This is a genomic window from Lysinibacillus sp. FW301-JW8 (assembly GCF_058788755.1).
In genome coordinates this window covers 41,859-67,531 of the sequence record NZ_JBYTBB010000026.1, presented here as the reverse complement: position 1 = coordinate 67,531, position 25,673 = coordinate 41,859, and the positions used below count along the sequence as shown (strand labels likewise).

At 31.8% G+C, this 25,673-nt stretch carries 18 protein-coding genes and 1 riboswitch; of the genes, 2 read left to right on the top strand and 16 right to left on the bottom strand.

The window, feature by feature from the left end; translation table 11 throughout:
• Positions 1–122 precede the first annotated feature (122 nt).
• Positions 123–617, bottom strand: coding sequence for a YehS family protein (locus AC3WOM_RS12385; protein ID WP_492447076.1), 495 nt, complete (start codon positions 615–617; stop codon positions 123–125).
• A gap of 190 nt (positions 618–807) precedes the next feature.
• Between AC3WOM_RS12385 and AC3WOM_RS12380 the strand changes: the two genes are divergently transcribed.
• Positions 808–1,005, top strand: a complete 198-nt coding sequence (locus tag AC3WOM_RS12380) for an alpha/beta-type small acid-soluble spore protein (RefSeq protein ID WP_285399819.1) — start codon at positions 808–810, stop codon at positions 1,003–1,005.
• 177 nt (positions 1,006–1,182) lie between these two features.
• Here AC3WOM_RS12380 and AC3WOM_RS12375 read toward each other — a convergent pair whose 3' ends face one another.
• From AC3WOM_RS12375 to AC3WOM_RS12305, 15 genes are all read right to left on the bottom strand, one after another.
• Positions 1,183–3,135: an FtsX-like permease family protein gene (locus AC3WOM_RS12375; protein ID WP_492447075.1), complete on the bottom strand. Its 1,953-nt coding sequence runs from the start codon at positions 3,133–3,135 to the stop codon at positions 1,183–1,185.
• A complete protein-coding gene (locus AC3WOM_RS12370; RefSeq protein WP_427548925.1) occupies positions 3,125–3,889 on the bottom strand; it encodes an ABC transporter ATP-binding protein in 765 nt (254 codons plus the stop codon). The genes AC3WOM_RS12375 and AC3WOM_RS12370 overlap by 11 nt, the downstream gene beginning before the upstream one ends.
• An 88-nt stretch (positions 3,890–3,977) precedes the next feature.
• Positions 3,978–5,036, bottom strand: coding sequence for a sensor histidine kinase (locus AC3WOM_RS12365; protein WP_492447073.1), 1,059 nt, complete (start codon positions 5,034–5,036; stop codon positions 3,978–3,980).
• A complete protein-coding gene (locus tag AC3WOM_RS12360) occupies positions 5,033–5,737 on the bottom strand; it encodes a response regulator transcription factor (protein WP_427548923.1) in 705 nt (234 codons plus the stop codon). Before AC3WOM_RS12360 ends, AC3WOM_RS12365 begins: the two co-directional genes overlap by 4 nt.
• 71 nt (positions 5,738–5,808) lie before the next feature.
• The gene (locus tag AC3WOM_RS12355) at positions 5,809–7,167 is read right to left on the bottom strand and encodes a S1C family serine protease (RefSeq protein WP_492447072.1); all 1,359 of its coding nucleotides are present in this window, start codon (positions 7,165–7,167) and stop codon (positions 5,809–5,811) included.
• Between the two features lie 251 nt (positions 7,168–7,418).
• Positions 7,419–8,516 (bottom strand): methyl-accepting chemotaxis protein, encoded by a 1,098-nt coding sequence (locus AC3WOM_RS12350; RefSeq protein ID WP_492447071.1) that lies wholly within the window; start codon positions 8,514–8,516, stop codon positions 7,419–7,421.
• A 42-nt stretch (positions 8,517–8,558) separates the two neighbouring features.
• A complete protein-coding gene (locus AC3WOM_RS12345) occupies positions 8,559–9,275 on the bottom strand; it encodes a hypothetical protein (protein ID WP_492447069.1) in 717 nt (238 codons plus the stop codon).
• Positions 9,276–9,304: 29 nt separating this feature from the next.
• Complete coding sequence (locus AC3WOM_RS12340; RefSeq protein WP_492447067.1) at positions 9,305–9,679, bottom strand: hypothetical protein; 375 nt, start codon at positions 9,677–9,679, stop codon at positions 9,305–9,307.
• Between the two features lie 188 nt (positions 9,680–9,867).
• Positions 9,868–9,954: riboswitch (cyclic di-GMP riboswitch) on the bottom strand.
• Between the two features lie 171 nt (positions 9,955–10,125).
• On the bottom strand, positions 10,126–11,109 hold the full coding sequence (locus AC3WOM_RS12335) for a tRNA dihydrouridine synthase (RefSeq protein WP_492447066.1): 984 nt from the start codon (positions 11,107–11,109) through the stop codon (positions 10,126–10,128).
• 334 nt (positions 11,110–11,443) lie between these two features.
• Entirely contained in the window at positions 11,444–13,396 is a 1,953-nt protein-coding gene (gene ltaS / locus AC3WOM_RS12330; RefSeq protein ID WP_492447064.1) for a lipoteichoic acid synthase, read from the bottom strand.
• Positions 13,397–14,087: 691 nt separating this feature from the next.
• Positions 14,088–14,942, bottom strand: coding sequence for a malate synthase (locus AC3WOM_RS12325; RefSeq protein WP_492447062.1), 855 nt, complete (start codon positions 14,940–14,942; stop codon positions 14,088–14,090).
• 740 nt (positions 14,943–15,682) lie between these two features.
• Positions 15,683–19,582: a S1 family peptidase gene (locus tag AC3WOM_RS12320; protein WP_492447060.1), complete on the bottom strand. Its 3,900-nt coding sequence runs from the start codon at positions 19,580–19,582 to the stop codon at positions 15,683–15,685.
• Between the two features lies 1 nt (position 19,583).
• Positions 19,584–20,612 carry a ComEC/Rec2 family competence protein gene (locus AC3WOM_RS12315; RefSeq protein ID WP_492447059.1) on the bottom strand — a complete coding sequence of 343 codons (1,029 nt, stop codon included), beginning with the start codon at positions 20,610–20,612 and terminating at the stop codon, positions 19,584–19,586.
• Positions 20,613–20,921: 309 nt separating this feature from the next.
• Positions 20,922–22,007 carry a UvrD-helicase domain-containing protein gene (locus AC3WOM_RS12310; protein WP_492447057.1) on the bottom strand — a complete coding sequence of 362 codons (1,086 nt, stop codon included), beginning with the start codon at positions 22,005–22,007 and terminating at the stop codon, positions 20,922–20,924.
• Positions 21,994–23,601, bottom strand: coding sequence for an ATP-dependent nuclease (locus tag AC3WOM_RS12305; RefSeq protein WP_492447055.1), 1,608 nt, complete (start codon positions 23,599–23,601; stop codon positions 21,994–21,996). Before AC3WOM_RS12305 ends, AC3WOM_RS12310 begins: the two co-directional genes overlap by 14 nt.
• A gap of 1,031 nt (positions 23,602–24,632) precedes the next feature.
• Between AC3WOM_RS12305 and AC3WOM_RS12300 the strand changes: the two genes are divergently transcribed.
• Complete coding sequence (locus AC3WOM_RS12300) at positions 24,633–25,622, top strand: tyrosine-type recombinase/integrase (protein WP_492447054.1); 990 nt, start codon at positions 24,633–24,635, stop codon at positions 25,620–25,622.
• The last annotated feature ends 51 nt before the right edge of the window (positions 25,623–25,673 follow it).

Genomic DNA, 25,673 nt, shown 5'->3' with positions numbered 1-25,673 from the left:
CCTCGTTTTGAAAAAGGGCTATACTTTTTTATATGTCACCTTGATGTCATTGACATAATAGTATTTCAACAACATGAAAACAGCAGCTACAAAAACTATAGCTGCTGTTTTACTATATCCAATTATTCCCTATATTTATATGTTAGCCCTTTTAAAAAATTTCTCACAAATCGATCGCCACATTCCTTATAGTTGCGATGACTTGGATTTCTTAATATGGCACCCAATTCACCCTTCGAAACATTAACACCGCCATCATATAAAATATTCAACATATCCTCACTTGTTAATGCTAAAGCAATTTTTACTTTCTTTAATAGCATATTATTAGGACTTTCTTTTCCTGAAATCGGTTGTGCTCCCTCAACTTGTCCAGGCTTAGATGGCTGTGGTCCTCGCTTAAATGTGATGAGCCCATTTAAGAAAGCCTCAAGCATTTTATTATTACATTTGATGTATTCTTCTGGTGCTTCTTCCTCATCATTAACTTTAATAAGCATGTTCAAAACTTCATCTTTTGTAAAATCTATGCCACCTAGCTTAAAAATTTTAACCATATCTGTATTTTTGATATCTAATGCATATCTTAAACGAATTAACATATCATTATTCGTCATTTAATAACCTCCATTTACTTAGAAAAAACTAATTTTAATTAAGTTTCACTTTATTATAGCAGAGACATTCACATTTTTAGCTATCTTTCCACAAAGTTACTTTACTATAGTAATTAGAATATGCATTTTCCTAAGTTAAATGTATGAATCGCTCACTCTCGACCATTCTAATCACAAGGAGGTGAGCAAAATGGCTAATCGTAGTTCCAATAAACTTCAGGTACCTGGTGTACAAGAAGCTGTTGATCAATTAAAGTATGAAATCGCACAAGAATTTAATGTACAGTTAGGGCCTGAAGCCTCTTCTCGCGCAAACGGCTCAGTTGGAGGCGAAATAACAAAACGTCTCGTGGAAATGGCTGAAAAACGTTCAAAAGGTTTATTATAATAACAATAAAAAAGAACGAATTCCTTTTGATTGGAATTCGTTCTTTCGTATTTGTATTATTTTATTTCGGTAGGCTGTAAAGTTTAGCTTGAACCTTTACTTAGCATCGTATGACAATATAGTTCTTTAAAAATATCGACTCCAATAAACACGTCTGATAAGATAATTTTATTTGTCTTACCTCTCCTGAGTTAGATTGAAAAACATCTGCTTCCTTGCATATAGATAAAATCCTATTTGTATGATGAGGTAAATTCCTGCAACAATAAAGAAATATAATAGTATCTCCGGATTCTTCCAGACGCCACCTACATCATTTGCCATAGAAATTACATAAAGAAGGGCTAAGCCTGCCCCAGCAAATGTTGGAATAAAGAATATGATTTTGATTTCCTTGGATATCATACGTTTTATTTCGTTTGTAGTAATCCCTATATTATAAAGTTTTTGATACTTCGCTTTTTCATTGTCAATTTCCGAAAAAAGATTTAAATATAATAAAATAAAGGAACCAAAAAAGAATAGGATACTCAAAAAAGTCGATACAAAGAATGACATCCCATTAGAATGGATGTTACGATAATGACTTCCTATTTTAGAGGCAATTTGGAATGAGCTCTCTTTTGAAATATTCTTTCCGCTAACATCTACAATTGGTGGGACATTTCCATTGTTATACATTTTCTCTAAGTCCTCAACAGCTTTTGTTGTCTCTTTCCAATTGACAACATTAATCAAATGAAGGTTTGATGCAAAACCATTTACGTTCGCTTTAAGAAACTCGAATTCGGAATTACTAACAATGATAAAATCTGATACACCCAAAAAAGAATTGATATTACTTTCAATAAAAGATTCTATTAGTGAATAAGTGATGTTGCCTTCCCTATTTGGGATTGTCCACTCTTGAATGTCTTCCTCTACATCTCCTGCATATTCTGGCTCTACATTCAAATAGTGAAGATATTCTCGCCCTTGTAATTTTACCTCTCTAAAAGTTAATGCATTAAAATGATCCACTGCCATTATGTTATAAAGGTTATACCAACCATTGTACGTTTTTTCATAATAAGAATATAATGGAATCGTTATATGCTGTTGAACCGGATTTTCTTTACTATCTAGAATTGAATTGAGTTCTTCCATAGACAAATCATCTTTCGTTTCTGGTTGAATAAATGCTACATCAAAAGGATTTTGATTCAACATTTCCTTTTCATTTAACATATAGGTGAATACTATGAAAGTAATGTACAAAATAGTTATCATAATCATCATTGTCACTAGCATTAATATAGAGGTGAGCTGCTTAAATTTATAGTCTATACTCGTTAATAACAATAATCGTTGATAATAAAATTCATTATGTTTCGCTAGTTCTATAAAAAAACTCATAAACTGAGAAAGACAAAGATATAAACCTACAGTCGTTATTATGAACCAAATAGATAAAAATTCACCAGCAAGGGGACCCTTATATGTAATAAAAAGCCCTAGAACTGATCCAATAATCAATACGAGTCCAAACACCCCAAGCTTAGTACTCTTTAATTTAATTGATTCTGTAACCTTATTACTTTTTAAGCTTTGTATAAGATTACGTTTTAATATTAAATAAAGTGATTTACCAATGGCAAAAAAATAGATAATGATGAAAATGATAATGGGATAGTAAAACATCTTGCTATTTAACTGAAAAGAAATTCCCTCTAAGCCCACACAATTCATGAGAAGTAAAAAGAATAGCCGCGAAAATATGCCCCCTGACATAAACCCGATTACTATAGAAAGAAAAGCAATAAGAGTATTCTCTAGCAATAATAATTTGCTAATATCGCGATTAGTCATCCCTAACGTTATAAATAGCCCAAACTCGTTTTTTCTTCTTTTGATAAAAATACCATGTGCATAGGTAATGAAAAACATCGTAAAAACGATTAGAGCAATTCCTGGTACATTCAACATATAGTCCAGAGATTCCAGCTTTTTAACTCTTTCGATTTGCTCATTAAAATAGACAGTAGAAAACATAAAGAAAAACATAACGACAAAGCTATTACAGACTAAATAAAAAAGATATTTTTTATAATGTACCCTTGCCATTTTCCATACAACTTGCTTAAATGTCATGGGCTCTTCCCCCTAAGACGGCTAGATTATCCATTATTTGATTGAGAAATTCTTTCTTATTGCCCTTTTTCACAATATAAGAATGAATAACACCGTCTTTTATAAAGACTACTTTCTGACAATAGCTAGCCGCAAAGACATCATGGGTCACAAGAAGAATAGTTGCGTCTAGCTCTTGAACAATCTTTTCAAAACATTCCATAATTACTTCGGATGATTTCGAATCCAAATTTCCTGTTGGTTCATCGGCAAATATAATACTAGGCTCGTTAACTAGGGCTCTACTAACAGCTGTACGTTGCCCCTGTCCACCTGATACATTATAGGGGTATTTATTCAAGATTGAATCAATCCCAAAAAGCTTAGAAAGGCTTTGTACCTTCTCCTCCATTTCTGTTGAGCCTTTCTTTTCTAGAATCATTGGTAACATAATATTTTCTTTTACAGTTAAGCTATCTAAAAGATTAAACTCTTGGAAGACAAATCCTAATTGTTGTCGGCGAAACAAAGCTAATTCATCATCGCCCATTTCACTCATAGCTTTGCCTTCGATGACAACTTCACCAGAGGTTGGTTTATCAATTCCACTTAATATGTTAAGTAATGTTGTTTTTCCGCTTCCGGATGGTCCCATAATGGCAACAAATTCACCTTTTTTTATTGATAAACTTATTCCTTCCAATGCTGCCGTGGAACCTTCTTCTCCTGACTCTCCGTATATTTTAACTATATTTCTCGCATCTAAAATAACCATTGTTCCCTCCATGGAAATTGTTTATCGATATTAAATACCATTCTAAGTTATATGCGGAAATACAAAAATTCGATTAACTAAAAGAACCTTACATACTTGTAAGATTTGGCTCTACATTCTGCACCTGAGATAGATTATTTGCTGCTACTTGCCATCGAATCATTACAGTTGTACCTATCAAGACTTCAGATTGTAAGGTAATCGTTTGTCCAAGCTTGTCTGCTATTTTTTTACTAATATATAGTCCGATACCAGTAGAATTAGGCGTTTTTCTTCCATTTTCTCCTGTAAAAAATGCTTCAAATACCCGATCGATATCATAAGAAGGCATACCTATCCCCTCATCAATAACAGATAATGTGATGTATTCTCCAATGCGTTCAATTTTGAAAATTAGCTTTTTCTTTCCGCTTTTTAAGCTTGAATATTTAATAGCATTGGAAATAATTTGGTCTAGCAAAATTTTGTTCCATTTTACATCAGTGATAACAAAAGCTTCTACTCCTTCAAATTCAATAATCGGAAATATAGAGTGATAAATACATTCCCTTTTTCGCTCATTAATGACTTTTCTTAATGTAATAAGTAAATTAACTGCATTTATATCCAAATCGTTTTCAAAGCTTTCCATTCTCACCATCGTTAATGCTTGCTCTATTGAAGTATGTATGCGTTTGTTTTCTCGCTGAATTTTTTCAAAAAGGACAGTGACCTCCTCTGTTTTTTCTTTACTAATAATCAGTTCTATTACAGAAACAGGCGTTTTTAAAAAGTGCATCCAATGGGATAAAAAATATAGACTTTCATTTTTTTGTTCCTTCATTGTATTATATTTTCGTGTATGCTCACTTATATTTTTCTTTAGCAATTGATAAAACGCCTTTTGTTCCTCTGTATGTGGGTGTAGCTCGACAAATTGTCCCCTCAACATAAGCTTAATGGCTTTATTCGTTTGATAGTAGTTAAGCCAATCAATTACTAAATACAAAGACAATAAAAATAATCCTATTGATAGTGGATAAATAATTTCATCATTTGCGGGCTCATTTAGATGAAAAAAAGTAATAACGCAGATCATATTTATTAAATAAAAAATGATTAGTAAGAACCTATCTTTTAAAAATTTTATTAAAACATGCTTTATCATTGCGAATCCCTCGTAGAATTAGAATCGTGAAACATATACCCTACCCCTCTTTTGCTTTTGATCACATCATCAAATCCTAATTCAGATAGTATATGCTTTATTCTCGTAACATTTACAGTTAATGTATTATCCTCTACAAATGTAATCGAGTCCCACACTTCCTCGATCAGTTCTTCTCTTGAAACAAATGAATTCTTATTATCTATTAATTTTTTCATTAATTTATATTCATTTTTACTAAGGTTGATCTTTTTCTCATGAAAAGTTAAAACAAGTGTCTCGGCGTCAATACATAACTGACCAACACACGTAAGATTTTGTCCTTTTGCTGCATATTCCCCATAAACTCTTCTAGTCGTCGCTTTCACCTTCGACTGCAGCATCTCAAACGTAAATGGTTTTGTAATATAATCATCTGCCCCAAGTTCAATAGCCATTATCTGATCTAGTTCTTGATTACGAGCAGAAATAATTAGAATTGGAACATTTGATTGATTACGAAAAGCCCTACATAAATAATAGCCATCATAATAAGGTAAATTAATATCCAATAAGACTAAATCAGGCTTAATTCTCGTAAATTCATCCTCTATTTCCAAAAAGCTTTCAGGCTGTACAACAGTATACCCATAACGCTCCAAGTTTTCTTGAATAAGTGCATTTAATTCATTATCGTCCTCAATAAGCATAAGTTTGTACATAGTTGACTCTCCTTTTTATGATGGGGGTTACATTTATTATAGGATTTTATGAAATAGCAATAGATTAATCGTTAACTCGGCAATTCAATAAAATTTTGGGCAAATTGATAGATTAAATGAGCAGGTACAGCCAAGTTAAGATTCTGGCCATCATTAAAGCCTGCTGTAATTAACCCGACCAATCTCCCCTGCATATCCAATAAAGCACCACCTGAACTCCCGTTTGAAATGGCCGCCGTAAATTGAATCATAGACATACCTCGAATATCCCGAAACCCAGAAACAATACCATCAGAAACGGAATTAAATAATCCTAGAGGACTGCCAATAGCAACTATTTTCTGTCCTCGAACTAATGGACCTTCAACTTTAACAGGTAAAGGCTTGCTTGCTCTATCTACCTTCAGAATGGCTAAATCATGCATATCATGATATTTTACAAATTGATGTGTTATATATTCGTTCGTATCGTTTTCATATAGTACAGAATAATATTCCCCGCCACCCACAACATGCAAGTTTGTTAAAATATATCCATCTTGATGAAGAACGACACCAGAACCAAAGCACAACACCTCGTGATCCGCTCCAAACGTTTTAATCATTACAACAGAAGTGGCTAAAGAGGCTAATTGCTCATAGCTACACTCTTCTGTAATTTTTCCTTGAATTGGAAGACTTATTGCTTGTTGAGATGGCGCACTCTTTCTAGGTTGAGGCTTTGGTATTACCACCTCCTTTTCATAGAAACCGCGACACTTATATACAGTAGATGACGCTACTATAATCGGAGGCAAATTTGAAATGTCTTCTTTAGGATTCATATAACAGATATCACAACCAAGTTTCGATAAGAAATATAAAAATAATAATTCATGCTGAGTAATGTCACCAATAAAAACAATTTTCTGCACTGTTTGGTTATCTTCAGAAAAAATTTGGGGCAAATAATAATCCATCCAGTATAAAAATTTTACCGCAAAATTTTTTAATAAAGTATCATTGGCGTTTGGCTGATTATCTTTATACATTTGGATGATTTCTTTAAAGCTAAGTTTTTTAGTCCATTCAAGATGATCTTTCTTAAGTTTACCGCTTAAAGGTGTCTCGTAAAATAACGAAGGGTTATCAACAATGGCTTGCCAATTTCCCCAAAGCTCCGCAAGTCGATCTACATCTTTTTTATTGGAAATGACCTCAAGCTTATGTAATCGTAAATAAAGCACACTTTGCTTCTTAGTATAAAAATACTCATCCATTTTTAAAATGTCTTCCTTATAAAGATCTACAGAATCGGGTATACCGATATATCGTAGAAATACAACTTCCTTCGTAAGAGAATTATTGTATTGAGTATTTTGCATAAACTCCTGAAGAGGATTGTCTGGCTTTTTATATTTAATTTTTAAAGGTCTAGTTGTCACAATCATATTTATACAACTCCTATAAGCACGTAAATTTATATATTTGGCACTTATATACAATTCGCTTATATTCCTCTAAATCCTTTATTCAATTAAATGAAAAAGAACGAATCCTTCTAGAGGACCCGTTCTTGCTAAATTGAACTATTGAGAAAACTATTTACTTTTTTTATCGTTAAAGGTTTTGGATTTCGTAAAGCGCCTTTGTCATACTTCTGTTAGTAATTCTTTTTGTGGAATGGCACCTAATTAGCCTCTTAAACCGCTCTAGCTTTTTCTGTTTCAACACCATGATTTAATGAAAGAAGTATTTTTTCTGCATCATTTTTTAAATATACAAGATGCTCTGCTTCTTGAACAAGTTTTTCCATTGTATTTAACTCATCATCGCTAATTCCAACTAACTCTTCAAACATTTCAACTGACTCTCGAGAAATAAAAGAAATATCCTTCATAGCTGCCACAATTTGTAGAGAGCTTGAAGATAATTCTTCTGTACTTGCAGATGAATTGGCATTATTTTCAGCAATAATTTTTGTAGTATCTACAATTTTTTCGAACATCTTTCCGATTTCTAAAATTTTTATATTTGTTTGTTCAAACTCTTCTGTTCCTTGCTTCATTGATGTTACAACCTTGTTCGTCTCATCTTGAATATTTTTCACAATATTTGAAACTTCATCGGCTGACTGACGAGATTGCTCAGCTAATTTACGAACCTCATCAGCAACTACTGCAAACCCTTTACCGTGTTCACCTGCACGGGCTGCTTCGATAGCTGCATTTAATGCTAATAAATTTATTTGATCTGAAATCCCAGTAATTACTTTAACAATGTTTCCTATTTCTAACGATTTTTCTCCAAGTATATTGATGGCATCAAATGTCGTATTAATCGTTTGATTAAATTGCTCCATTTTCACCAGCGAATCTTTTAACTTATCGTTTCCTTCTTGCGTTAATTCTAACGTTGTATTCGATTGTTCAGAAATTTGGTTTGATCTTATAGACAGCTCTTCAATAGCCACTGTGATGTCTTCGATAGAAGTAGAGCTCTCTTCAGTAGCAACTAGCTGCTTTTTTAACCCTTTACCGACCTCATCGATTGCTGCCCTTACAGTATCAGCCTTCTCAGTTGCGTATTCTCCATGCTCAGAAAGATTTTCACCTTTTTCATTAATATTATTTGCAAATTTATAAAATTGTTCACTCACTTGACCTGCTGATAATTCGTTCATTCCATTTAATTCCTCATTATTTAGATGGGCATGACGTTTAAGTGAAAAATAGCGGTAAGCAAAATACAAAGATGTACATATTAAAACTACAATAATTCCTAGCATAATGGCTTCCATGAAAAAAATCTCCTATTCTACTAATGTATTAATGATGAAATTTTATAGTTCTTTTACAATGATGTAAATTCCATCTGCTACAGTCGATGGAATACTGCTTAGATGTTCATTGCTTTCATATTTATGAACAATAAAGTTTCCTTCTACGTCTACATATTTTGTCAGGTCATGATACTTCTCCATTAAACGCAGTGATTTTGGATTTGTTGCTTCTGCTAATACTAATCTTAAGCCTTCTTTTGTTGCTCTTTTTACTAATATATCGCCTAAGCCTTGTACAATATCATGACGATTATGCTCAGCAATTACACCTAATAAAAATAAATGTAATACCTCTCCCTCTTCCATATCTTTTCCATAACGATTTTTATAATCTTCAAGGAAACGTTCATCAATATCCTCTAATACATGCATGACTATATTCATATTAGCAAACGTGCCTTCAAAAATATCTTCTTCCATTATTTCAAGGGCATTTGTATCTCCAACTAGTGCACCTACGACTTTTTGCTCTTTATCTAGTGCAATAGCACAGTATCCTTGATGAACATTTGCTTCAATATATTCCTTCGTAAATTGATAGAAATCTTCATAAGGAAGTTGTAAGGCGTAGCCAATAATCGGCTCTTGCACCCATTTGCCAGCAACATCAACTCCAATAAATGTTTTAGCTAAACATTCTGCTGCCTGTTCAATTAAATCTGATTGGTTCTTTGTAAGTATTTCATATGTATATAATTCTTGAACTGTTTGCATCATAAATTCCTCTTTTCAAAATGTGAATATAGTTAACGAACTGGTAATTGCGAAACATTGTCGACTACTGTTCCTGGGAAATTAACTGTCTCTAAAGCATTTCGCACTTGCACATATGCAATTTTAGATGCTGGATTAACAATAAATATATCTTTGAAGCCTAGAGATGCATAAAACATTAGTGTTTGTCCTAGCTCTGTGGAAACCTTTGAAGGTAGGGGTGATTGATATGTTGCATCAAAAACTAAAGTAAATGTAGTTTTTTGTACTCTAGCCACTGTTTCTTCCAAATCTTTTAAATATTGCTCTACAAGAGCTGCTTTAATAAACCCTATTATTTGGACGTGTACCTCCTTTTTTGCCTCATAAACCGCCATCTTATATTTCTCTTTATCAACGACTATCATCTCAAATCTCCTTTTTATAACTTTCTAACTTTATTTGCTGCTGTTAGTATTATTCTATAAATATCACTAAATACATACATTTCAATATAATTACATCTGTAGCTACGATTGATAGGCATCGTCTATTTATTTTTTCCACAAAAAAACTATCCTTGAACATAATTAGGATAGCCAAAAACACTTATTATCTTGGCAACCCGACTATCATTATCCAAGGGGATTTTAGACTCGTAGCTTTGCGTCCTTATCTTTCGATAAGTTTGCCTTTTTCAATTTTATAAAAATAATACTAACATCACATTGATATATTACAATTACATTATAAAGGACTTGTCAATTTTTGTCGACATTTAGTAATTTACTCCTAATAATATCAGATGAATTAGAGGATTTCTCAAATTCATTTTTTCACAAACTTGTTGAAAGTTATATCATTTCACTGCCCATCAACATTCTTTTTCAAAGTTCTCAAGCAATGCACGCACTTCATCTGTTGATTTCGTATTCATCAGTTGATTTCTTAGTTCAGCAGCTCCAGGGAATCCTTTTACATAAATTTTGAAAAAGCGATGCAGCCCTGTGATTGAACGTGGTAGTACTTCCACATATTGATCTTGAAGATCAAGCTGTAATCTTAAAAGATTAAGGTACTCTTTACTGCTATGCTCTTTTGGCTCTTTTTCAAAAGCAAAAGGATTTTTAAAAATACCTCTTCCAATCATAACGCCATCAATACCATATTGTTCAGCAAGCTGCAGCCCAGTTTGACGATCAGGAATATCTCCATTGATTGTTAGTAGCGTATTTGGTGCAATACGATCACGTAATTTTTTGATTTTTGGAATTAGCTCCCAATGCGCATCTACTTGGCTCATTTCCTTTCTTGTTCGTAAATGAATAGAAAGATTTGCAATATCCTGTTTTAAAATATGTGTTAGCCACTGCTCCCACTCATTTACATCGTTATAGCCAAGTCGTGTTTTCACGCTGACAGGCAATCCTCCCGCTTTAGCTGCTTGTATAAGTTCTGCCGCAACGTCTGGACGCAGAATCAAGCCACTACCTTTCCCTCTTGATGCCACATTCGGTACAGGGCAACCCATATTAATATCGATTCCTTTAAATCCTAGTTCTGCCATACCAACACTCATTTGACGGAAATATTCCGGATTATCCCCCCAAATATGTGCCACCATTGGTTGTTCATCTTCTGTAAAAATCAAACGACCACGCACACTTTTCATGCCCTCTGGATGACAATAGCTATCCGAGTTTGTAAACTCTGTGAAAAATACATCCGGTCGACCAGCCTCGTTTACTACGTGACGAAAAACAACATCTGTCACATCTTCCATTGGTGCAAGCACGAAAAATGGACGTGGTAAATCACGCCAAAAATTATCTATCATTTCAAATCCAAATCCTCTCACTATAATACAACTTCAAACTCTCGGTTAAAAAATATAAAGTTCATTTACACTTATATCATGCTTAATAACTTATTATCAAACACAAGTACTTTTGGACATTTATAATTTGTGAAAATCGCAAAAAAGCAGATGGTATAGATTTTCTATATCAACTGCTTTTCTATTATGCCAACTTCAACCATCTACGGTTTTACAATGTGTGGAATAATTCTTATACAAAAATAACATTTAAAAAGGCAATTCAAGATAACAGTAAGATATCATAAAGCTGTTCGGATCATAAATTCTTTGATATCAAACACTTTTTCTTGAACTGCCCAGCAAATTGCAATCATTAATTCGATTCTACATTCTCATCTTTAGAGTAATTATACTGAGAAGGATCAACTGGAGTATAACCTGTTGGCGTATAGAATCTCAATAAATCACCATTCACGACTTTATCAGACAATTCTAATTTACGATCTACTTCATTTTTGATAGTTTTTGCAGACTCTAATTGACTGTCATCTAGTAGTAAACCTGTTTTATTATCATAATATTTTTCATTAATTGAATAAATCGTAGGGCTGACAAAATCGCCATTTCTAAAAGGCACAATTTCATTATGCTCTTCTGATAATAAGTCTGAGCCAAATTGAACAAATTTTTGCGTATCAATCCCCAGTAAATGCAATAACGTTGGAAGAAGGTCTGTTTGTCCACCATAAGTATGGTTGGTTCCACCTTGTATTCCGGGAACATGTATGAATAATGGTACGCGTTGTAAATTAGTACTTTCATATGGTGTAATTTCTTTCCCAATCACTTGCTCCATCGCTGCATTATGATTATCGGAAATACCGTAATGGTCACCATAAAGAACAATCATCGTATTATCATATAAGCCTAATTGTTTTAATTGATTGAAGACCTGTTCGATTGCTTCATCTGCATAACGAGCTGTTTGGAAATAATTATCAACACTTACATCTCCAGTATTAGCTTTATCAATTGTTACTAAGCCTTGATCCATTTTATATGGATAGTGGTTCCCTACCGTAATTAATTTCGTATAAAAAGGTTGTGGTAAGGAGCTTAAAAGACTTTGAGATTGTTCAAAGAAAGGTTTATCCAACAAACCATATTCAGCCATGTCATCTGAAGAACCCGTGTTATAATAACTAGCATCAAAGAATTTGTCGTAACCAAATGATTTATAAATCACATTTCGGTTCCAGAAACTTCCGTTATTACCATGGAATACAGCTGATGTATAACCATAATCTCTTAAAATACTAGGAGCTGCCTGGTACGTATTTTGTGCTTTTGTAATATAAGCAGAGCCTTGTGGTAACCCAAATAAAGAATTTTCTAGCATAAATTCTGCATCGGACGTTTTACCTTGTCCTGTTTGATGGAAGAAATTATCAAAATACATTGTATTCTTATCTTTTGTTAATGAATTTAAAAATGGTGTAACTTCTTCACCGTTTAATTTATAGTTGATAAGAAAGTTTTGGAATGATTCTAAATGTAAATAGATAACGTTCATGCCTTTTGCTGCACCAAAATATTCTGCATTAGGTTTAGCGTAGTTAGATTTTGTATAGTTAATCACTTCTGTAATATCACTACTATCCGCCAAAGCTCTCTGTGAAGATGCTTTCATCGTTTCTACTGAATCATAAATCGTATAGTTATACATTCCTAAATATTTCACAATATAGTTTCTATCAAAACCTCGCGTTAATAGTTGCGGGCGACTAGTTTCTGCTAGCCCTAAATTAAGGATTGATACTACTAATGCAAATGCAATTATTGTCATTGCTTTTTTATAACCAAAACGATTGGTATCTTTTTGTATTTTTCTTGAGAATCGTAGGTAAAACATTAAAAATACATCCACAAAGAACAAGATATCATAAGGCTTTAGTAAAGAAAGCACACTACCACCTAAATCTCCAAAGTTCTGCGTTTGGGAAAGTGTAGGCAATGTAATGAAATCACTAAAGAATCGGTAATAAACAATATTGGCATATAAAAGAATAGACATCAAAGTGTAAATGACAACTAGTGATGTATATTTTCGTTTTCCTCTAAATAAAAATGAAAATCCTAGAAATAGCATTGCTGAACCTAGTGGATTTATTAGTAAAAGGAATTGTTGTATGATTCCTTCCACGCCTAGGTCAAATTGTGATAGTTGACTGATATATGTTTTAATCCATAGCATTAAAACAGCTAATAAATATATTCCTAAAAAGTTGTGTAATAGATCATCTTTTTTACTTACTAGATTTCTCATTTTTGCACCTGCCTTTTACTTATCTAAATTTAAATCTAAAATAAGTATTGCATTTTAAAAAATGTTACTTCACAATAACTTTTTTTGCAGCTTATGTAGCTTACTCCCCATTTAGATTTCTGTCAAGTTGTTAATAGCGTAAAAGACAATTAGTATAATTATTGCCAATTCACATAAATTCTGTAATAAAAAACCTTGCAAATGTTGGTTTTTTAACTAACATTTGTTGTTTTTTAAGTGGCAGAATGTCAGCTCTTGCGCTGTCCTCAGTTCAGTCTAATTTCCAATACTTTATTTCAGATGAATTTTCATATATTATGCATAATACCAGGTCAACATATGGGAGGATAATATCTTTGTTTTCCTAGTATATATCGATTGTTTTTGCAAAAATCCCTTTCAATAAACAAATTTTAATCATCATAAACCTTCCCATAATTCGTTCATATCACTTTACTTCCATCTTTTACAGTCCCACTTCATTCGCTCAATAAATTCAACCAAAAATATCTTTATTCATTTTTCAATACAAAAAGAACGAATTCCTTTAATAAGAATTCGTTCTTGATAAATGATTATTATATTAACTCCACACGTTTGTTAGCAAACAAAGCCAAGTACTGTTCGGCATTAGTGATAGATAGGAAAATATGTCAGTCCCCTGTCATTCTTATTATCTTTGGGCTAACGTCTAAATACGCATTAATGCGCCATTAGGCTTTGCTAAATCTTGAACTGTTATCTGGTTCATTTTACAAAAATGTTTAAAAAATTGTTGTGCCAGCTCTCGTTCCTCTGTGTTACTTTTCAACGAAACTATATCAAGTAAAATTTGAGCCATCCATAAATTATCAAAATAACGGTATTTACCTGTATTCCATGTCATTTTGTCAGGGGATTTTTTATCTACATAATATTGCCAAAAAAGTAGCTGATCCGATTCCTGTTCTGTAAGTTGGATTCTGTATTTTGAATGAGCAAGAATATTTCCATCTTCACAAAGCTTACCGATAAAATCTTCATTCACCATATAGACACCTAAGATATGTCTGGCTTTTTCAGGCATGCCGGAATCTATTGCTGTTAACAGGACAGCACTATTTTGATGCAAGCGGATGGGTTTGTTTGGCTTCCCCTTGTTATTACCACTTTTTATTGCGCCCGAAAAAACCTTCCACTCTGAAAAAGAACTATTTCGTTCTTCTGTGTCACACCTAAAAACCATTTGTGATTCTGGATGAAGTTTATGATGTTTCATAAGTTTTTCGTGCTCTAAGCGAAGTTCCTGGTATTTTCGTTGTAGTTTTTTTTCCTCTTCTTTCTTCCGTTCTTCCTCCTTTCGTTCCATCTCCTTTTTTTGTATTATTTTATCAAGTGAATTAGCATCACTTTTATCATGTAGTTTTAGGTGCGTTCCAAATACATCAGGGAAAACAAACATTTTATTTTCCGATGCGAAATTTATTTCAATACTAGTTTCATTATGTTTAACTATACTACCCATGCCAAAACGCTTGTGTGTAACTTTCTTATTGATTAGATTCATTATTCTAGTCCTCCTTATGAAATAAAAACCCAGTTACTATTAGATAGTAAATTAATAATTTTATTCAACTAACTTCCTTTAATGCTCACATAACTGTTTTAATTTTTTTCTTCGGCTTAAAAAAGGATAATAAAAAAACGTATCCAAATTCTATCTGTAAAAAAGGACAGCGGAATTCGAAATACGATTTTAAAAAAACAATTGTAAGACTATTATAACATTTTTTTATAAATTTACAAATTTATTATTGACAATATATTTTATCATGAGGTAAAATTAAAATTTATTCTCTGAATTCCCGTGAAATAGCTATGAAATAAAGCCCTCCAAAAAGTCGCAAAACTTCTGGAAAGCCCCTATAAATAACTACTTGATTACCGGTGATAAGCATAGGAAGTCTTCATGATATAAAATCAATACAAGCAATTCCTTTCCTAGAAAAGAAACGGATAGATTAATCTATGTACTAATCATATATGCTGAACATTAGATATTTCCAATTAAGTTCCATATAAAAAGACCCCAATTTCGCAAAAGTTATTTGCAAGAAAATCAGGGTCTGGATTGAGTATGTCTACTTTTTCAAGTTATATAGTATAGCTTTAAAATTTTCGGTATCGTATGCGAATTACGTGTGTACCAGGTATATTAAGATAACTCCAACCACGCAACCGCTTCACAATGTGGTGAGTGCTGATGGTGGTATAAAATCAAATAGAGATGTAGTGGATTCACCTTATCTAATACTCTCTTTCTTCTCTATGCCTTCTAATTTGCTCATCTTTTTTAATTCCATCTGATTGTTTAATTTCATATTCTGCCCATTGTCTAATTCTGCTTAATCTATGCTGTAAATACGGCTCCATTTCTATTATTAGTTTTTCATGATTTTCTATTGCTTCAGAAATATTTATCACTTCAAAAGAATGTCTTCCAGCAATAAACTCATGGAATAGTCTATCATCCCATTCATAAATAGATAGAAGCCACTCTGTAAGAGGAGGAACGTAAGATTTATCTTCCTCTCTGCTAGCAGGCGATTCAATATGTCGTGCTAAAGCTCTAGCTGCTTCAATCCCATTATCTTCGACCCACTTCTTAACAACTTCTATTTCAATAGATTCAAATAGACCTCTATAAACACGTAAATAGAAAATATAATTATTCGCATTTAGCATAACTGTGCCTAAACTAGACATAACATACTCGGAGTACCCGTCTTTTGCAAACTTTTTAAGATACTTCAAAGAAATATTTTCCAAATGGGAATGACCAGCCTTTTTACCTTTCAAAATTACAACTAGTAATGATATCTTATGTTCCATTAATTCTTCTGATAAAAGTTCAAAAACTTGTTCCCAGTCCCAATCGTCGAATTTATAATTTTCCACAATCAAACATTCTAACAGTATTTTTATTAAAAATACTGACATTTCTGGAGTGGCCACAGTTTTATGATTTTGACGATGCCAACCATATGCTAGTTTCAATATTATATATCTTGAAAGTCTGTCATTAGATGCACTTTCAATCTGTAAAAATAGTTCATATATTTGAGAATCAGACAAGGTTTCATTCCAAGTACTATATTGCATAGATAATAAACTTCCAATTAGACTTTTATTATTTTTTATTATTCTTAATAACCTATCATATCCAGAACCATTTATTTCGCATCCAATTACTATTGATAAAATACTTTCAGGGAATTTTTCTTCATACTCATCTAATATGTTTATATATATTTCTGGGAAGAAGCCCTGTTTACTTAATATACCTTGTAAATACGCAATAACTATTATTGTATTTTTATTTTCTTTAATCAAATTAACAATAAAATCATTGAATTGATTTTGCTGATCTAAAAAACCGATTCTTCTCATCAACTTTTGCACAAAAATATTATTATGAATATCTCCTACCAACTTTAAATAACTATCCATAATAACATTATTTTCTAATACTTCTTTTGCCAAATAATCAATATCTCTATCAACGACTGACTCACCTTTTCTATGATAACTTCCCCAATAATCACCTAAAAGATATTCTTTCATAAGACCGTCAAAGCTCGGATCACTTAGTTCTTCTAACCAGTTTCTTAACTCTTCAACGTTGTTTATAAAATGACCATATTTGAGATGCCTATATAACAAATCTTCAATCGCATTTCTCAACTTAATTTCAGTATCTTCCTCGATTCCATATTCTTTAAAGATATCTTTTAAAGCTTCTATAGTTCCGAAATCGATAAACGTTCTTAATTCTTTGATTATAAAATCTTTTATAATTTCTATTCTTTCATCTTTAATAGGTTTTAAATTAGAAATTAGTGTTTCCATTGCCATTACTTTCAAATCTTTCAACTCTTGTTCATTGGCCGGTCTCCACTCTTGTGGCACCACTCTACCTCCAATTACTTTTGGTGGTACAATCTTAGAGCCTATTCCATTAAACACCGGCACAATAGCATCTAATATTAAACTAAGATTTAAACCTGTAGAATTTTTTAATCTGTGCATGAGTAGAGTAAATCTACCTTCAAACGGTGTCTCAGTATTTGATAAAATCGGTGTAAATAGTCCTATCCAAACTCCTTTACTATTATTCGATATATGTAGCTCAGTTTCATTCTGAGCTAAAATAAACAATACTTCTTCACATGCCCAAAAATATTCTTTAAAACATGCTAAATGTTCACATAGCCATACTATGTATCTTCGTTCTCCATTTGAACTTAAAAACCCTCCATTTCCCTTAAAGTTTAATAATTCTTCATTACTTGCTCTCTTTAAAGTTCTTTTTAACCACCCTAGACCAATTTCAGGTGAAAACTCTGTATATACTTTAAAAACCTTAGCGTTATCTACATTATTCAATAATTCTAATCTTTCTTCAGAAAAAGTCTCTAGAAACCAGGCGGATAATTCCGCAGCTACCTCCTGTCGAAACACTTCATGACATTCTTCTACCCTGTTAATAAAACGTTTTTTCATTAGATTAGTTGGCATACCATTAATAAAATTACTTAAATCATTTTTAACAAAGGGCCATGAATCAATTTCAAAAATATATCTTGATAAAGCTCTCGGTAATGGCTCAAAAAATTCGTTTTTTATTAAGCCTAACCAACATTTACTCGCTTTATCGACGAATGCAAACATACTTTGTTGATTTAATCCAAAATAATCCGATAGATAAATTATTTCATTTTTATATTCTCCAGCTATACCAATATCTATCAAAAGACATAACTTACTATAATATTTTTTAAACTCGTTTATATCACCGATTTCAGACTCAAATTGATTAAGAATTCTATCTAAAGTACTCTCCATGCTCCAAAATCTATCTCCTACATGTAACATACTTGTAAACGATTGTTCCCTGTGATACGTATTTAATAAAAGTATTAATAATCTCAAATCTTTATCACTTAATCTCAAAATATTCTGGCAACCAAGGGCATCAATAACCGGATTAACATTTTGAATTAAGTTTATTATATCTTCTTCTGATGGCTGTTCTATTATTCTTAAACCTTCTATTGCTCTAATCTTATACTCAGGAGAGACACCTAAAGTAATGATTCTAATATTAGAAGTAGAATACATATTATTTAGACTTTCCCATTCAGTTATAGTTATATCATCTACCACAAAGTAATATCTTTTATTAGGATCAAAATTATAATTATCTACAGATTCTTTAAATGAAACATAACTATTAAAATAAAGTATATTTGAAAGTTCCTCTTTTTCAATGCAAGCTTGTAGTGTTGCTCTAGTTTTACCAATTCCAGATCTCCCTACAAGATGTAAAATATTTATCTCATTATCACTTAACAAATGATTATGAATATCATTAATTAATGATCTAGTTCTTTCTGAATCAAGCCATTCTGTAGAATTTAAACGTTCGTCCCTTTTCCACTCACTTAAAATTTTTGCATGTGGAAATACTTTTTTTAAAACATATTCGGGTTTTAACATCGGTAGCTGGTGATATTCAGTACTTGCTATTATTTCGTTAAATTGTTCAATAGATTCAGCATTTAATGTACGATATGCAACTTTTCGATCCTTAATCTCAGTAAAAATCCCTACTAAAGCAATTTTTCTATCTGTTGTTTCGATGAAAACTCCTGAACCTGAGAATCCTGGTAAATAAGTAGCTGCACCACGATCAAAAGTAGATAAATCATATTCTGTTTTCAATTCAATTATATTAGTTTGTTCTTTTAATAAGTTTGCATCAAAGCTTTCCGCCGGATTTCTATGTGATCTTGTATGCTGTGGAAAACCATAAATTGTAACATTTTCTCTATAATTTTTTTCTGCTAATAAAATTTCTTCAAGATCTTCAGGAGGTTTAACAATTATTAAAGCTAAATCGGACTTATTATGTAATTTATAATCAATGACCTCAATCGAGTTCCACTCTCCATTTTCTAATCGCAAAATTTCTATATTTGCTTTCGAAAAACTTTGTGCTTCTTTTGAAGTCCCTTCTAAACAATGTTTAGCTGTGAAAACATAAGCATAATCTTGAGATGGTATTTTAAATAATAGACCACTTCCCTCTTCATCTATACACTTAATTTTCACTGCAATATTCTCATATATTTTTGAAAAACTCATATTACACCTCTATTTCTTCTATTTCATAACATTGAACTTTATAATCTACTAATTCTTCTTTTGAGAAAATCTCATTATAAATTTCATAATTAAAGTAAAACTTTATTGGTCCCCTGTTTTCAATTATTCTTGCAAAGGCTTCTTTATTTGGGTGACCGTGTTGTGAACCATCTGTACTTATAATGAAGTTTTCACAATCTATCAAATCTAATAACTCTTTACTAGTGTTCTTTTTACTTGCATGATGAGATACTTTTAAATAATCAATTTTCAATTTATTCTCATTGGAATAACCTAGCTCTTGTAAAGATGAAACTATATCACTTGGCCAACAATCTCCTAATAAAAGCACTTTTTTATCAATATATTCTAATATTAGTGCTATCGAGCTTCTATTAGTGTCAGAAGTATCTTCAGCAAATTTTTTTTGAATTAAATCACATATATTCTCATCGTAATCCTTTTTATTAGCAGCTTGTAATGTGGTTTCATCTTCTTCGACTTTCATCACTTTTTTTAAGGCCTTTATACCATTTAACGTTGGGGCTAGAACTGTAATTTTAGCATTATCAATATTTAATTCTTCCCCCAAAAAAATCACCTTTTCTTCCCAATGACCTTTTTTTCTTAATTCTGCTTCTAATGTATTCCCGCTCTTCATTCCCATTTTAGAATCATTAGATAGAAGTAAATTAATTTCTTCATTGGATTCATCTAAATTTGGTGCCATACTTCTTAATAAATCTTTAGAATTAAACCATACTTTTTTTATTAAATCTTTATTAAAATCAGCATCTTGATACAACTCTACTATCCCACCAATATGGTCATCATGTATATGTGTAATAACTAATAAATCTATACTTTCCTCTTTATCTTGAAGACTTTGTAAAACCGGTTTTAAATTTCTAGAATAGGTTCTATAGGTACCACCGTCAACTAATATATTTTTAACTTTTTTATCACTATCTAAAAAACTAATTAATATACAGTCTCCATCAAAAGCCTTAATAACTTTTATCTTTAACATAGGATCTCCTCTAAGTTAATATTACCAATCATCTTTATAGCAATATAAAAACATTGGTAAAAATTTTTTTCATTTCTTTTCAATACTTTTTCTTTATGAATAGCCAAAAAGGTAAACTTCACATGGAAATCTCTAATCGTATGATTTAATATCAATAAATCAGCTATTATAACACCCGCCAATCGGACTAAAACTATTTTGTTAATTGCATAACCTATCACATCTTAAACATTGTAGTTCTTACCCGTTTTAACATAATAAAATTCTTCAAAGCTCTTAGATTTGGCCATTATATCCCCTTAGTCGTAATTATTTTAAAATGCTTTCTTCCTTAAAATTACAAGTACCATTTACCTTAACATTTTTAGTTGCACTAATAATTCCTACACTATATTTAGCCCTTGTTAGAGCAACATAAAATTTAGCTAAAGTTGTTTCATCTAAAACTAACTCCCCAGTTTTCAAATACTTTTCCATCTTAGCAGTAGGTTTTATGAGGACTCTATCAAATGTTAAACCTTTTGAATCCCCAAAATTAATCGCTCTTGGTAAAGCCGTTCTGGAGTCGTATCTTAAACACTGGGGATTATATCTTTGAATATATTCTTCTACATCATTCGGATGAATAATAAATACTCCATCATGTCCAGTATGTTTTTCATTTTTTGATAATGTACTAGCCATACCCTCGAATAAGCCATCAGCAAAATCACATATCATTTGATTACATCTATGACTAATATTCAAGCTTTGATCTACCTCACAGATTTCCGTTCTTTCCATAAAGTAATTAATAATATTTATCCCTTTGTACTTCTTATTCTTAGTCGTATTGTTTGTTGCATAGGTTGCTTGTCTAATATCACCTACAAACAATGTATTTATTGGAGAATACATTAAAAAATTAAATATTTCTAAATCATAGCCAGCCATATCCTGTACTTCATCTATAAAAAGATAATCGTATAATTCACTTAATCGAGTAATAGTCTTATATTCACATTTTTGAGCTACTAGCTCTGCTAATTCGGAGAGCCTATCTTTATTTACCTCATTCTTATTGTTCAAAAAGAATGCTTTAAAATTTGATTTAGAAATGTATCTATTAACTGGCCCATTCGGAAAATATACTCCTTCTATTCGTTCTTCATAAACAGTATTCTGGTATGGTCTTATTAAGTCTGCTAACAAAAATGAATACCAGCTTTTAACTACAATATATTTAGGTATAAATCCATGAAGTGTATTAATTTTCTTCTCAATTTCTTCTCGATTCTTATTAGTAAATGTAACTATTAAAGTTTTTTTAGGTGCATTTTCCAATGCCTCATTTACTATATAAGTTGTTTTACCAGATCCAGCGGCTGCAACAATAACTTTATTATTCAATTGCATCTAAAATATACCTCGGCATATGAATATTTTTATCAGATTCAAAAATTTTAAGTGCGCAACTTGTTTTATTATTTAACATATAACTTAATAACCGCTCATCACTAAATTTAGGATGATTAAAAATTTGTTTTAATAAACCCGAGTTACTTTCGTTAGCCTTAATTATATTGGGTTCAAGCGTATTTAAGTTTTCATCATTCCCATAAAATATTTTCACATTGGGATTACTCAAATATTCTTCATATTTTTCAGTGATATTTGACTTTATATTACCATCATTATCTGTGATTATAATAATTTCCTTTTTAAGGTTAGCAGATATTTCAATAAAGCGTTTAAAGGATAAGGCGTCTACACAAAAAATATCTACACCGTCTTCTAAAGGCAATTTCCCATACTTATCCTTATAAGCTCTTTGTACAATCAAATCATCTGATGGTCCTTCTACTAAAATAACTTTTCGGCTTAATACTAAACGCAAAGTGTCATACCCAGGCAACCTCATAAAAAAATCTCTAGTTTCTCTATCAAGTTCATTAAATGTTGTTATAACTTTGTCGTTTGAAAGTAATAACATTTTTCCAATGTCTAACTTATTTAAAATAAAGCTACTATGCGTTGTAATTATTAATTGCTTATTTTCATTCTTAGTCTTAATTACATTTAGTAATTTATTTAAGTTAGATAGCGACAAATGATTTTCTGGCTCTTCAATTAATACCACTGCTTCTATTTCTGTACTGGATTCTAATGCCAATTTCATTTTTATGGCATTTTGTTCACCTTTCCCTATGTATTCGAATGGAACTTCATCCAAATAAGCAGTGATAATCTTATCCCAGTTAGTTTTGCTTGAAATATCAACCGATACGTTTAAATTTTTATCAGTAATATCACCTTTCTTTTCATTTATACTTTCATTTATTGTTGATATCGAAGGGTTTTCTGAAAAAGTTTCTTTGAGTTTTCTATAATGAACTGCTAATTCTGTGCGCTGTGAGGGTTCTAAGGAGTCATTTAAAATTTTATGCAGGTAAATATCTGTTCCGTTTTGATATTTTAAAGTAGAAGTATCTATTAATGTGGATCTGGCTGGTATACTTCTAGAAGTTAAACTATTACCCGCAAAAGATCGCCAAACAACTTTGTAATATTCAATCGGTAATGTTTTAATTGTACTAACATCTTGAATATAAGCTTCATATTCAGCTTGATATGTCGAATCAAATTCAATGCTTATAGAAGCTCCCGGAGAATCAATTCTTAATAAGTTATTTGTTCCCTTCAACTCGCTATATACGTTATCTGGATTATCAAAATATAATTCAATGATTATTTTAGGTAATTCAACTTGGGGATTAGTGCTTAAATCTTGTAAATACTTTTTTACACATTCTATATTAAATAAATATGGACTTAATTCATTTTGAAGTAATCTATTGTTTAATTGACCTGTTAAAACTAAATTAATAGCTTCTAGCAGAGTGGATTTCCCCGCTTCATTATCTCCAATAATAATATTCAAGTCTGGATTTAAATTTAATTCAAAGTTCTTGTAGGATTTATAATTTTTTATTTTTAATCTATTAATCATGTAATCACCCCAACCTCATTTGATTAACCACATTATACCATGTATAAAATTTAAAAAATTACATTTTACTGGACTTGAAAATTTCACCTGTACTCTTAAAATTAAGTTAAAAAGCTACTACAATATTCATATAAGTCTTTACTTATTGTTTTATATTTCACTTCCAACAATCCCATCAGTTCACTTCTGTGATACCTAACCTAAAAATCTTTATTTGACTACGTGTGCAAATAGCGCCTTTTAATATACCTCTATCAACAGTTAGAAAAATCACTAATCTCGTATCGATCAAACTACTCCAACAATTCAAAATCACATTCCTATCTACTAATCTCCGAGTACCTTTTAAAAAATCCCATAAGTATTTTACTTATTTCACATATATTGAATAATCCAATTGCATTTCAATTGGCTAGGTTTCCAGCATTCATTGCTAGTGAAGCAAAAAAGACACGTTGATTTTTTGCTTCGTACTCATCACAACGTTTTATATAGAAAGAGAAATCCAGTTTCAAATCGTGCTGTTGCCTAACTTTGAAATGGTCTGTATCGCATAGCTGTTGCTAGATACTAGTTAACTTTAACCATCGTCTCAAATTAGCTTGGGGACAACTATTAATGGTGGTAATACACCTAAAAATACAAGTAGCTCAATACTCTTAGAGCAAGAGTTTAACAATAGCTCAGTTCTAACCATCTATTTAAAATAGATAACTATGTCTGTGGACATTGACCTTGCTTTTCTTTACCTTTAGAAGCTAGCAAATCGCTAGTATAAGCAAGCTGCACCCGCTTTTATAGCGTTAAGCAATCTTGCTTAAAGTTGTGCAAAGTAGTACTTAACAAGACGTTAAAGACGGCCTTATCATTCATAACTATATATATATATATCCATATAGACAGTGGGTTTAAAGGGTTGGGAAGCCTAGTGATATAGCGCTTCTTCAAGACCTTTTTATATAAAAGTCATAAAGATGGTCAAAATTTCAAATGGGTGAAGTCTGCCCTTTTATCAAATACAACAGAGAGGATTGTTCATCATAGGAAATCGAGGATGGATTAAAACAGAAAAAGAAATGCAAATGGCAGCAAAGAAAAATGAAGTTATTTTAAATAAAGGAGGATACCTTAATTTAATGTCACAATTAAATAAAATTGCGAAACATGGAAAAGGAATAAGTGTGCATAAATCATTGCCACAGTATTACAATCACATGGATTTATTTTGCCGCTTCTTAGCAGACAATTATAATTTGAAAACATTGGCTAATATTCAAAACAAGCATTTAGTAGAGTATGTCATCGAACGTCAAAGTGAAGGGAAATCAGCAGCAACCATTAAAAATGACTTAGCTGCAATACGCTATTTTCATGACCAAATCCCAAAGGCCCGTTATTACCTCAGCAGCAACCAAGTACTGAGCGAAAAATTTAGTGAGTTTTCGTTAGAACGAAGACGTTTTGGTGGTGTGGATCGTCGTCCTACACAAACAGAATATAAAGCATTAGTTCAGCTTGCTGAGCAAACGAAAAATCCTGATATGGCCTTTGTTATTATATTAGCGAATGAAATGGGCTTACGAATTCATGAAGCCATACGATTAAGCCGCACAGACGTTGAAAGAGCATTTAGAGAAGGCTATTTAACGGTTACGGGCAAAGGTGGTCTTATCCGCCATGTACCACTTAATGATGCTGCTACAACAACATTAAAGCTAGCAATACAAAATATTCCGCGCGGTGGAAAGATTTTTGTTCCTCCTACGCAAAAAGCACATCAAGTTATTCAACGGATTCAAGACTTTATTAAAAATAACCGCTATAAAATCATTGATCCGTTGAATACGCGCCAAGCAGGAATTGAAATAACGATGCATAGCTTTAGACATGCCTATGCAAAGGAGCATTACGACACTTTCCTCGCGCATGGTTATTCAGAGGAAAATGCCCGTTTAAAGGTAGCACAGTTAATCGGTCATAACCGTGAAGACGTGACGAAAATTTATTTAGCGGATAACTAGAAATATGATTTTTAGCAGCTATACTATTTAAAATATTATAGGGGATGATTT